Source organism: Acidovorax sp. SRI_002 (genome assembly GCF_057586455.1).
In genome coordinates this window covers 190,620-202,230 of record NZ_JBYCZW010000011.1, presented here as the reverse complement: position 1 = coordinate 202,230, position 11,611 = coordinate 190,620, and the positions used below count along the sequence as shown (strand labels likewise).

Below are 11,611 nucleotides of genomic sequence, written 5' to 3'. Positions count from 1 at the left end.
CCCGGTACCCATGGATGTGTTTGCGCGCGAACACCAGCTGGGCTTGTTTGCCCAGCCCGCGCTGGCCCTGCCGGAAGGACGCAAGCCATGACCGAGCCGGGCATTCTCTGGGTGGACAGCGACACGCAGCATGCAGCGGCAGCGCGGCATCTGATCGCCATCCGCTACCCCGACTGGCGTGTCGTGAACAGCCCCACACCCGAGGCCGCCCGGGCGCCGCTGGCGTCGCAGGCCTGGGATGCCGTGGTGTTGTGCCTCAAGCCTTCGGTGCAGGACCTGCCCGGCGTGCTGGAGCTGTGCGCGGGCCGTCCGGTGCTGATGTGCATCGACGCCCACCAGGAGGCATTGGCCGCACGCGCGTTTCGCTGCGGGCTGGGTGACTACATGGTGCGCGAGGCAGATGGTGTGGCACACCTGCCGGAGCTTTTGCACCGTCTGGCCGTGCTGCTGCAGGGAGCCCAGGGGCAGGGCCAGCCCGTGCGCATGGTGGACGCCCGCATCTGGCAAGAGGCGCTGACTTTGCTGCAGGAGCAGCGCACGGCTCTGCAGGCCACCCTGGCCAGCATGAGCCAGGGCATCTTCAAGACGGCGCCGGATGGCAGCATCACCGTCTACAACCAGCGTGTACTGGAACTGCTCAACCTGCCCGAATCGCTGATGGCCACGCGGCCCACGCTGGCCGACTTGACCCGCATCCAGGCCGAGCGTGGTGACTTTGGCGAAGGCCACCGCCTGGTGGACCGGCGCGGGCATGACTACGTGGCAGGGGGGGCCGTGGCGCCTGCGCCCGCCGTCTACTGGCGCACCACATCCGATGGCCGTACGTTTGAAGTGCGCACCACCGGGCTGCCCGATGGGGGTCTCGTGCGCACTTTTGCGGATGTCAGCGACTACGTGCGCGTTGAGAACGAGTTGCGTGAGAGCGAGGCGCGCTTTCGATCGCTGAGTGACCTGTCGTCCGACTGGTACTGGGAGCACGACGCCGAAGGGCGCTTTGTGCAGCTGGCGGGCGACCTGAGCGTCAATGGCATCCCGCTGTCCAACGTGATGGGCCGCACGCGCTGGGAGATCGGCGCGCTCAACATGACCGAGACCGACTGGGCTGCGCACCGCGCGGTGCTGCAGGCCCACCAGCCGTTTCGCGACCTGGAGCTGCAGCGTCAGCGGCCCGATGGCACCATGCACTGGATCTCGGTCAGCGGTGTGCCTGTGTTTGACGCGCAGGGCGCCCTGTGGGGCTACCGGGGCGTGGGCCGCGACATTACCGAGCGCAAGCGGGTCGAGAGCCAGATCGAGCAGCTGGCGTTTTACGATGTGCTCACCGGCCTGCCCAACCGCCGCTTGCTGGTGGACCGGCTGCAGCGCGCCACGGCGGCCGTGGCACGCTCAGGCGCGCAAGGGGCTCTGCTGTTCATCGACCTGGACAACTTCAAGGACCTCAACGACACCCTGGGCCACGATACAGGCGATCAGCTGCTGGTGCAGGCGGCCCAGCGTCTGAAGGCTTGCGTGCGCGAGGCTGACACCGTGGCACGGTTTGGCGGCGATGAATTCGTGGTGCTGGTGGAAGGCCTGAGTGCCGATGGCCCGCACGCCAGTGCCGAGGCCGCGCTGGTGGCCAGCCATATCGCCACCACGCTGGGCAAGCCCTACGCGCTGGGCGATACCAGCCACCACAGCACCCCGAGCATCGGTATTGCGCTGTTTGGCCAGCAGACCGTGAGTGTGGACGAGCTGCTCAAGCACGCGGACCTGGCGATGTACCAGGCCAAAGCTGCAGGGCGCAACACCCAGCGCTTCTTCGACCCCGACATGCAGGCCGCAGTGAGCAACCGTGCGGCCCTGGAGGCCGACCTGCGCCGAGGTCTGCAAGACAAGGAACTGGTGCTGTACTACCAGCCCGTGGTGGACGGCAAGGGCCGCCTGCAGGGCGCGGAAGCCCTGGTGCGCTGGAAGCACCCCCGGCGTGGGCTGGTGTCGCCAGCTGAATTCATCCCGCTGGCCGAGCAGACAGGGCTCATCCTGCCGCTGGGGCAATGGGTGTTGCAGGCCGCTTGCGAGCAGCTGGTGGTGTGGTCACGCAGCTCGCTCACGCGACAGTTCTTCCTGTCGGTGAACGTGAGCGTGCGGCAGTTTCGCCAGCCCGATTTTGTGGAGCAGGTGCTGGGCTCGCTGCAGTCCAGCGGGGCCAACCCCGAGCGCCTGAAGCTGGAACTGACGGAAAGCCTGCTGCTGGCCGATGTGGAGGATGTGATCTCGCGCATGGAGTACCTGCGGCGCTATGGTGTGGGCTTCTCGCTGGACGACTTTGGCACCGGCTATTCCTCCCTGAGCTACTTGAAGCGCCTGCCGCTGGACCAGCTCAAGATCGACCAGAGTTTTGTGCGCGACCTGCAGACCGACCCCAACGATGCTGCCATCGTGCGAACCATTCTTGCTCTGGCGCACAGCCTGGATCTGGCCGTGGTGGCCGAAGGCGTGGAGACCACGGGCCAGCTGGAGTTCCTGCAGCGCCATGGCTGCCAGGCTTTCCAGGGCTACCTGTTTGGCCGCCCCATGCCACCAGAGGTTCTGGAGCGGGCGCTGCGGCCTGCGCTGTGACGAGCGACGTATGGCGTGGTGTCTGGATGTGGTTGCAGGGCCCCTGCGCCATGACAAACATCCAGGCTCGCCCGCACGGCACAATCGGTGCATGAAGAAGCAGGTATTGGTCGCCGGTGGCGGCATTGGCGGCTTGGCCGCCGCGTTGGGCGCATCGCGCGCGGGGTGGGATGTGCGGCTGTACGAACGCGCGGCAGCATTCAGCGAAGTGGGCGCCGGCGTGCAGATCGGGCCGAACGTAGTGCGCCGCCTACAGGCCTGGGGCCTGCAGCAGCCGTTGCAGGCAGTAGCCGCGTTCCCCAGCCGCTTGCAGGTGCGCAACGCCGTCAGTGGCAAGGAACTGGCCGTGCTGCCGTTGGGCCCCACGGCGGTGCAGCGCTATGGGGCGGCCTATGCCACCATCCACCGCGCCGACCTGCATGGCCTGCTGCTTTCCGCCGTGACCAAATACACCGACACGCAGTTGCATCTGGAGCACGCCATCGACGGATTCACCGATGCCGAGGGGGTCGTGACTGTTCGCACCAGCCGGGGCAAGGAGGTGGAAGGCGATGCGCTCATTGGTGCCGATGGCCTGTGGAGCCGCACGCGCACCCAGCTGCTCGGTGCCGTGCCGCCCCGCGTGACAGGGCACCTGGCCTACCGCGCGCTGGTGCCGCAGCATGCGCTGCCCGATGCATTGCGCACAGGCCAGGTCACCGCCTGGCTGGGTCCGCGCCTGCATGCTGTGCAGTACCCCGTGCGCCGGGGCGAGCTGCAGAACATCATCGTCATTGTGCAAGGCCCCGCGCCGCACGATCTGGAAAACTGGGACCACGCTGCCAATGCTGCGGGCCTGGAGCACGCCCTGCAAGGCACCTGCACGGCGCTGCAGGATGTCGTGCGCAGCGTAGGTGCCGCCGGTGGCCCCGGCTGGCGCCTGTGGCCGCTGTGCGACCGCCCACCGGTGCGCGCTGCCGACGAGATGGCGCAAGGCCTGGTGGCCCTGCTGGGCGATGCGGCTCACCCCATGCGCCCCTACCTGGCCCAGGGCGCTGGCATGGCCATTGAAGACGCGGCCGAGCTGCAGCGTGCGCTGGCCATGCACGACCTGGACGTGCCGCTGCGCCTTACCCGCTACGCCCTTAACCGCTGGGAGCGAAACGCCCGGGTGCAGGCGCGCTCCATCCGCAACGGCCGCATCTTCCATGCCACCGGGCCTGCGCGCTGGGGCCGCGATCTGTCGCTGCGCCTGCTGGGCGAGCGGTTGCTGGATGTGCCCTGGTTGTACCGGGGCGATGGCTCCAGCGCCAGTTCGTTGTGAGTTCATTGCGGTGGGCGGGGTGGTGGTAACTGCCCGCCCCGAGTCGCCCGGTTCATGACCCTGCAGGGTGGGTGAACAGCGCCGCCAGGTTGTCAGGATATTCCCTATCCGGGGCAACCCCTGCATGCGCTGCGCGGGATGAACTTTGCGCAGTGTGCCACGCTCTATCCCTGTGTGTGCAAAGCCCCGAAAAGGCAACGGATGCGCCAGCGAATTTGCTGTTCAAGCGCACGCCGTGGTGCTACAAAGGGCCAAGCCGGTAGCGATTCCCACTGCAACACCGTGGCACCACCCGAGCCCGCCGGGGGTGCCGCCACAGGAGGTCGTATGGATGCCATCAGCAGTTTCGCCGCGCGTTATGCCCGTAGCCGCGAAGAGGAAATGTCGATTGACGAGTACCTCGCCGAGTGCAAGCGCGATCCCATGGCCTACGCCACGGCCGCCCAGCGCATGCTGGCCGCCATTGGCGAGCCCGAGATGGTGGACACGCGCAATGACCCGCGCATGTCACGGCTTTTTGCCAACAAGGTCATCAAGCGCTACCCGGCCTTTGCCGAGTTCTACGGCATGGAGGACGCCATCGAGCAGGTGGTGAGTTTCTTTCGCCATGCTGCGCAAGGGCTGGAAGAGCGCAAGCAGATTCTTTATCTGCTGGGGCCTGTGGGCGGCGGCAAGAGTTCGATCGCCGAGCGCCTCAAGCACCTGATGCAGAAGGTGCCTTTCTATGCGCTCAAGGGCTCGCCGGTGAACGAATCGCCGCTGGGCCTGTTCGATGCGCTGGAGGACGGCCCGGTTTTGGAGGAACAGTTCGGCATCCCCCGCCGCTACCTGCAGCGTGTGCTCTCGCCGTGGGCGGTCAAGCGGCTCGACGAGTTTGGCGGCGACATCCGCCAGTTCCGCGTGGTCAAGCGCTACCCCAGCATCTTGAAGCAGGTAGGCATTGCCAAGACCGAGCCGGGCGATGAGAACAACCAGGACATCTCCAGCCTGGTGGGCAAGGTGGATATCCGCAAGCTAGAAACCTTTGCGCAGGATGACACCGACGCCTACAGTTACAGCGGAGGCCTCTGCCTGGCCAACCAGGGCCTGCTCGAATTCGTGGAAATGTTCAAGGCACCCATCAAGGTGTTGCACCCGCTGCTCACGGCCACGCAGGAGGGCAACTACAAGGGCACGGAGGGCTTTGGCGCCATTCCGTTTGACGGCGTGGTGCTGGCGCACAGCAACGAGAGCGAGTGGAAGGCATTTCGCAACAACAAGAACAACGAGGCGTTTCTGGACCGCATCTACATCGTCAAGGTGCCGTACTGCCTGCGCGTGAGTGAAGAGACCCGCATCTACGAAAAACTCATCCGCGAGTCGTCGCTGGGCAACGCCGTGTGTGCGCCGGGCACGCTCAAGATGATGGCGCAGTTCGCCATCCTCACGCGGCTGAAGGAGCCCGAGAACTCCAGCATCTTCAGCAAGATGCAGGTGTACGACGGCGAGAGCCTGAAGGACACCGACCCGCGCGCCAAGAGCTACCAGGAGTACCGCGACTACGCAGGCGTGGACGAGGGCATGACGGGTATATCGACCCGCTTTGCGTTCAAAATTTTGTCGAAGGTGTTCAACTTTGACAGTGCCGAAGTGGCCGCCAACCCGGTGCACCTGATGTATGTGCTGGAGCAGCAGATCGAGCGCGAGCAGTTCCCTGCCGAGCTGGAGACCAAGTACACCAGCTACATCAAGGAGTTCCTGTCCCCCCGCTATGCCGAGTTCATTGGCAAGGAGATCCAGACCGCCTACCTGGAGAGCTACAGCGAATACGGCCAGAACATCTTTGACCGCTACGTGACCTACGCCGACTACTGGATCCAGGACAACGAGTACCGCGACACCGACACCGGCGAGGTGTTCGACCGGGGCGCACTCAACGCCGAGCTGGAAAAGATCGAGAAGCCTGCAGGCATTGCCAACCCGAAGGACTTTCGCAACGAGATCGTCAATTTTGTGCTGCGCGCGCGCGCCAACAACCAGGGCCAGAACCCCAGCTGGACCAGCTACGAGAAGCTGCGCCTGGTGATCGAGAAGAAGATGTTCTCCAACACCGAAGAGCTGCTGCCCGTGATCAGCTTCAACGCCAAGGCCAGCGCCGAAGAGGCGCGCAAGCACGAGGACTTTGTCACCCGCATGGTGAACAAGGGCTACACGCCCAAGCAGGTGCGGCTGTTGTGTGAGTGGTACTTGCGTGTGCGCAAGAGCAGCTGATCAAGGGACTGGATTGCCAGCGCAGCCCTGCGGGCGCTGGTTCATGCATGGGGGCAACGGATGGCATTGCAAATCATCGATCGCAGGCTCGCTGGCAAGAACAAGTCGGTGGGCAACCGCGAGCGATTTGTTCGCCGTTACAAGGAACAGATCGCGGACGCGGTGCGCCGTGCTGTCTCGCAGCGCGGCATCCGCGACATGGAGCAGGCCGAGAGCATCACCATACCGCGCAAGGACATCAGCGAGCCCGTGTTCCACCATGGACAGGGCGGCATCCGAGACACGGTGCACCCCGGCAACGCAGAGCATGTGCGCGGCGACCGCATCGAACGGCCCCAGGGTGGAGCGGGCGGGCGCGGCTCGCAGGCCAGCGACAGTGGGGAGGGCGAGGACGACTTCACCTTCACGCTGACCAAGGAAGAGTTCATGCAGCTCTTTTTTGAAGACCTGGCGCTGCCGCACCTGCTGCGCACCCACATCGGCGAGAACCCGCAGTGGAAGTCGCGCCGCGCGGGCTACAGCCAGGATGGAATCCCCAACAACCTAGCTGTGCTGCGCACCATGCGCGGGGCGCTGGGGCGGCGCATTGCGCTGGGTAAGTCGACCCACCGCGAGCTGCTGGCGCTGCAGGCCGAGCTGGACGCCCTGCTGGCGCAGGACGACGGCACGAGCGAAGCGGTGGCCGAGCTGCAGCGCCGCATCGATGCGCTCACGGCGCGCATCGACAAGATTCCCTACCTCGATCCCATCGACCTGCGCTTTCGTGCGCGTACGCCGGTGCCAGTGCCCAGCAGCCAGGCGGTGATGTTCTGCGTGATGGACGTGTCGGGCTCCATGGACGAGACGCGCAAGGACCTGGCCAAGCGGTTCTTCATCCTGCTGTACCTGTTTCTCACGCGGCACTACGAGACCATCGACATCGTGTTCATCCGCCACCACACCCAGGCGGCCGAGGTGAGCGAAGAGCAGTTCTTTCACTCCACCGAGAGCGGCGGCACCGTGGTCAGCAGCGCGCTGGCGCTGCTGGACCAGATCATCCGTGCGCGCTATCCGCAGGGCGACTGGAACATCTACGTGGCCCAGGCCAGTGATGGCGACAACTTCACCAACGACAGTGGCATCTGCCGCAACCTGCTGGTGGACAAGATCCTGCCGCTGGTGCGCTACTTTGCCTATGTGCAGGTGGCAGAAGAGGAGCAGAACCTGTGGGACGAGTACAGCCAGTTGATGCCGCTGTTCTCCCACTTTGCAATGCGCAAGGTCGCCGCACCCGGCGACATCTACCCGGTGTTCCGCGACCTCTTCAAGAAAGAGGGGGTGGCCGCATGAACAACGTTGTGCAGTATCCCGTGCTGGAGCGCCGCGTCAGCGACAACCCCTGGAAGGCCGCCGCCGTGGGTGAGCGCCGCCACCGCGCCGTGCCCGGCCAGCCCCTGCCTGCGGGCGCGCGGCCTGCCGAGCCGTTGCCCGACCCGAGCGACTGGACGTTCGAGCTGATCGAGCGCTACCACGCCGCCATTGCCGCCACGGCAGAGCGCTTTGGCCTCGACACCTACCCCAACCAGCTGGAGATCATCACCGCCGAGCAGATGATGGATGCCTACTCCAGCGTCGGCATGCCGGTGAACTACCGGCACTGGAGCTACGGCAAGGAGTTTCTGGCCACCGAGCGGCGCTACCGGCGCGGGCACATGGGGCTGGCGTATGAGATCGTCATCAACTCCAACCCCTGCATCAGCTACCTGATGGAGGAGAACACCACCGCCATGCAGGCGCTGGTGATTGCGCATGCGGCCTACGGGCACAACAGCTTCTTCAAGGGCAACTACCTGTTTCGCATGTGGACCGACGCGTCCAGCATCATCGACTACCTGGTGTATGCCAAGGACTACGTGGCCCAGTGCGAAGAGCGCTACGGCATGGCCGAAGTGGAGCGGCTCATGGATTCGTGCCACGCGCTGGCCAACTTTGGAGTGGACCGCTACCGCCGCCCCTCCAAGAAGAACCTGGCGCGCGAACGGCTGGAGCGCGCGCAGCGCGAGGCCTATGCCCAGCAGCAGGTGAACGAGCTGTGGCGCACCCTGCCCATGCGTCCCGGCAAGGAGGATGCCACGCAGGAGCACAACCGCTTTCCGCAGGAGCCGCAAGAGAACATCCTGTACTTCATCGAAAAAAACGCGCCCCTGCTGGAACCCTGGCAGCGCGAGATCGTGCGCATCGTGCGCAAGATCGCGCAGTATTTCTACCCGCAGCGCCAGACCCAGGTCATGAACGAAGGCTGGGCCACCTTCTGGCACTACACGCTGCTCAATACGCTGTACGACGAGGGCTACCTGAGCGACGGGGTGATGATCGAATGGCTGGGCTCGCACACCAACGTCATCTACCAGCCGCCCGTGGGGCATCGCGCCTACAGCGGCATCAACCCCTATGCGCTGGGGTTTGCCATGTACCGCGACATCCAGCGCATCTGCCAGAACCCCACGGAGGAGGACCGGCACTGGTTCCCCGACATCGCGGGCACACCCTGGCTGCCCGCGCTGGACCACGCCATGCGCAACTTCAAGGACGAGAGTTTCATCGGCCAGTACCTCAGCCCGCATCTGATGCGCGAGATGCGTCTGTTTGCGCTGCACGACGATGCCAACGAGCGCGAGCTGGTGGTCAGCGAGATCCACGATGAGAACGGCTACCGCCGCCTGCGCCAGATGCTGTCGCAGCAGTACGACCTGGGCACGCGCGAGCCCAACATCCAGGTCTGGAACGTGAACCTGCGCGGCGACCGCAGCCTGACCCTGCGCCACACCCAGTTCCAGGGCCGCCCGCTGGCCGACGACACGCAGGAGGTGCTGCGGCATGTGGCGCGCCTGTGGGGTTTTGGGGTGCAGATCGAGAGTGTGGATGCCGATGGCAACCACCCCGTGCTGCTGCACTCGGTGGCCTCATCGGCCGCGTGAACAACAGGGGCTGAGCGGGGGGGAGGTGGCAGCGCGATGCGCGCCTGCAGACCTGCTGTACGCGCCATGGGCCAGCGCCCATTTCTTGCAGGATGATTGCTATTAAATATATAGCTGTATACGCTTATTGGATAAGCGCTAAGGCCTGTTTTGATTGATATTTTGGAGGCTGCCGACGATGAGGGACCATTGCGCCATTTAGGCGGCGGCAGCGGCCCCACGCAGTGGGCAGTCCGTGGCCACTCGCTCGGCCAGAGTCTGGCGCAGGGCCTGCAGCGCGGCAATGCGTGCGTCGATCTCCTGCAGCTTCACTGCCAGCACCTGGGCCAGCGCTGGGCCGGGGTCGGCGGCGTCCCAGATGGCGGGCAGCCGGTCGCCAATCTCTGCCAGCGTAAAGCCCAGCTGCTGCGCGGTGCGGATGTACTGCACCAGCATCGCCGTTTCGGCCGGGTAGTCGCGGTAGCCATTGGCCAGGCGCCGCGAGCGGATGAGGCCTTGTTGTTCGTAAAAGCGCAGTGCCTCGCGGCTCAGGCCGGAAGCAGTGGCGAGTTCACCGATCAGCATGGGGGGTCCTTGTGGCGTGAAAACAAATGCCACCTCTGGAAGCGGCTTGACCCTGAAGCGTACTTCAGGGCTGAACCTCGGGGCTTCTTTCATCCCCAGGTTGATCCTCATGCCCTTATCTTCAATTTCCACTCCGCGCTACCTGCGTATCGTGCGCGCCAGCGGCTGGTACGACCTGCTGGTGACCTGGCCTTTTGTGCTGCCGTGGACCTTTGCGTGGCTGTATGCCCAGCTGGGCATGTTGGCCGCCGTGCTGGGCCTGCCCGGCACCCTGCACCCGTTGGACACCACCCACATGTTGCTGGCCAACCTGCTGGGGTCGGTGGTGGTTGTGTGGTCGGTGGCGCGCATCGTGGCGCCCACGGTGCTGCTGGGGCGGCTGGATGGCGTGGCGCGGTTTCTGTTTGCGGCCTGGCAGATCTATGCCGTGGCCCATGGCGCCAATGTGATCGTGCTGGGCTTCACGCTGTTTGAGCTGCTGTTTGGTGTGCTGCAGTGGTGGCGCGTCGCGGGCACGTCCCCAACACGGGTCAGTGTGCTGGCACCGGCAGGCACCTGAACGCCAGGGCGCCTGCCGCCAGCATGGCGGCAATGGTCAGCATCACGGCCACGTACGGGTCCGCACCCTGCGCCGCGGCGATGGACGCAGCCACGCCGGTTACCCACTGCATCAGTGCCACGCCCAGAAACAGCGCCATGGTGAATACCGCCATGGCGCGCCCGGTGACGGCGGGTGCGTAGGCCGAACGCACGTCTGAATACTGCAGCACCATGTAGCCCGACAACAGGCCCACCGCGATGGAGCCCGCCACGTCCAGCCACTCGGCGTGGAGCAGGCCGATGGCACCGAAGAGGGTTGCCAGCAGCACCGTGAAGCCCGTGATCCAGCGGCGGCGTTGGCCAGGCCCCGGGTCGAGCCGCCCGAACAATGCCGGTGTGAACAGCGACACCAGCGACGACAACATGGCCACGTTGCCGCTGGCGACCAGCGAATAGCCATGCCGCTCAATGAGCAGCGGCCCCAGCCACAGCCCGCGCAGCGTGAGGAAGGAGGCATACGTTGTCAGCGCCAGCAGCATGATTCCGGCGGTGTGCGGCAGCAAGAACAGCGCGCCAAACCCGCGCACCGCCTGCAGCACCGATTCGCGCGGAGGCGCATTGTGCGTGGGTTGCGCGGGCTCGTGCACCTTCCAGAAGATCAGCAGCCAGGCCAGCGCAGCAAAACCCGCCAGCACCGCAAAACCCATGCGCCAGGACGACAGCTGCACCAGCCACGCCAGCGGCGTGCCCGTGAACAACATGCCCAGCCCACCCACACCCATGGCCACGCCCGAGACCATCGCAAACCGGCTGGCCGGAAAGTAGCGCGCAATGAACACCGTGCACACCAAAAACGCGGGCGCGCAGCCCACGCCGATCAGCACCTGCCCCAGCAGCACCGCGCCATAGCCGGGCGCCAGCGCCGACAGCACCGAGCCCGCAATCGCCAGCGGAAACGCCACCAGCAGCGTGCGCCGCACGCCATAGAGGTCGATGCCGATGCCCATGAAGAGCTGCATGGTGCCGAAGGCGAATGCAAACGCGCCGGCAAACACGCCCAGCGCCTGCGCCGACAGGCCGAACTCTGCCCGCAGGCCCGTGGCCATGATGGCCGTGATGGTGCGAAACGCCTGGCTCAGCGCAAAACCCGTCACCAGTGCCAGCAGCATGGCCCAGGCGGCGCGGAGGGGGAGCAGTGGGGTAGTGGGTGTGGGGGGCGGGGGCACCTGCACGGTGGTGGGTCTCCAAAAAGGGGTGGCAACAGGCTGCCCCGTTCCGAGCGTACATGGACAGGGCGGTGACCGCTGTCTCGCGTGAATCGCAGGGGTTGCCGGGTCCGCCAATCTGCACCAGATGGGAGCGACCGACGGGCGCGTGGGGCAGGCAGTAGGGGCGT

8 protein-coding genes are annotated in these 11,611 nt (G+C 65.6%); 6 read left to right on the top strand and 2 right to left on the bottom strand.

Annotated features, from left to right (window positions below):
* Positions 1–87 precede the first annotated feature (87 nt).
* The 5 genes from AC2YJX_RS25665 to AC2YJX_RS25645 all read left to right on the top strand — a co-directional run bounded on the left by AC2YJX_RS25665 (position 88) and on the right by AC2YJX_RS25645 (position 9,111).
* Entirely contained in the window at positions 88–2,601 is a 2,514-nt protein-coding gene (locus tag AC2YJX_RS25665) for a putative bifunctional diguanylate cyclase/phosphodiesterase (RefSeq protein WP_487257661.1), read from the top strand.
* 91 nt (positions 2,602–2,692) lie between these two features.
* On the top strand, positions 2,693–3,904 hold the full coding sequence (locus tag AC2YJX_RS25660; RefSeq protein ID WP_487257660.1) for an FAD-dependent monooxygenase: 1,212 nt from the start codon (positions 2,693–2,695) through the stop codon (positions 3,902–3,904).
* Between the two features lie 327 nt (positions 3,905–4,231).
* On the top strand, positions 4,232–6,154 hold the full coding sequence (locus AC2YJX_RS25655) for a PrkA family serine protein kinase (RefSeq protein WP_121419244.1): 1,923 nt from the start codon (positions 4,232–4,234) through the stop codon (positions 6,152–6,154).
* A 60-nt stretch (positions 6,155–6,214) separates the two neighbouring features.
* On the top strand, positions 6,215–7,483 hold the full coding sequence (locus AC2YJX_RS25650; RefSeq protein ID WP_121419245.1) for a YeaH/YhbH family protein: 1,269 nt from the start codon (positions 6,215–6,217) through the stop codon (positions 7,481–7,483).
* Entirely contained in the window at positions 7,480–9,111 is a 1,632-nt protein-coding gene (locus AC2YJX_RS25645) for a SpoVR family protein (protein WP_487257659.1), read from the top strand. Before AC2YJX_RS25650 ends, AC2YJX_RS25645 begins: the two co-directional genes overlap by 4 nt.
* Positions 9,112–9,309: 198 nt before the next feature.
* On the opposite strand, the gene AC2YJX_RS25640 is transcribed toward AC2YJX_RS25645, so the two are convergent.
* On the bottom strand, positions 9,310–9,675 hold the full coding sequence (locus AC2YJX_RS25640; RefSeq protein WP_055401731.1) for a MerR family DNA-binding protein: 366 nt from the start codon (positions 9,673–9,675) through the stop codon (positions 9,310–9,312).
* Between the two features lie 109 nt (positions 9,676–9,784).
* Here AC2YJX_RS25640 and AC2YJX_RS25635 point away from each other — a divergent pair, with 109 nt between their 5' ends.
* On the top strand, positions 9,785–10,234 hold the full coding sequence (locus tag AC2YJX_RS25635) for a hypothetical protein (protein ID WP_487257658.1): 450 nt from the start codon (positions 9,785–9,787) through the stop codon (positions 10,232–10,234).
* On the opposite strand, the gene AC2YJX_RS25630 is transcribed toward AC2YJX_RS25635, so the two are convergent.
* Entirely contained in the window at positions 10,206–11,384 is a 1,179-nt protein-coding gene (locus AC2YJX_RS25630) for an MFS transporter (RefSeq protein ID WP_121508795.1), read from the bottom strand. The two genes, AC2YJX_RS25635 and AC2YJX_RS25630, sit on opposite strands and share 29 nt — an antisense overlap.
* Positions 11,385–11,611: the final 227 nt, after the last annotated feature.

Coding starts and splice junctions, on each gene's coding strand:
- AC2YJX_RS25665 (WP_487257661.1), top strand. CDS start 88: ATGACCGAGCCGGGCATTCTCTGGGTGGACAGCGACACGCAGCATGCA.
- AC2YJX_RS25660 (WP_487257660.1), top strand. CDS start 2,693: ATGAAGAAGCAGGTATTGGTCGCCGGTGGCGGCATTGGCGGCTTGGCC.
- AC2YJX_RS25655 (WP_121419244.1), top strand. CDS start 4,232: ATGGATGCCATCAGCAGTTTCGCCGCGCGTTATGCCCGTAGCCGCGAA.
- AC2YJX_RS25650 (WP_121419245.1), top strand. CDS start 6,215: ATGGCATTGCAAATCATCGATCGCAGGCTCGCTGGCAAGAACAAGTCG.
- AC2YJX_RS25645 (WP_487257659.1), top strand. CDS start 7,480: ATGAACAACGTTGTGCAGTATCCCGTGCTGGAGCGCCGCGTCAGCGAC.
- AC2YJX_RS25640 (WP_055401731.1), bottom strand. CDS start 9,675: ATGCTGATCGGTGAACTCGCCACTGCTTCCGGCCTGAGCCGCGAGGCA.
- AC2YJX_RS25635 (WP_487257658.1), top strand. CDS start 9,785: ATGCCCTTATCTTCAATTTCCACTCCGCGCTACCTGCGTATCGTGCGC.
- AC2YJX_RS25630 (WP_121508795.1), bottom strand. CDS start 11,384: ATGCTGCTGGCACTGGTGACGGGTTTTGCGCTGAGCCAGGCGTTTCGC.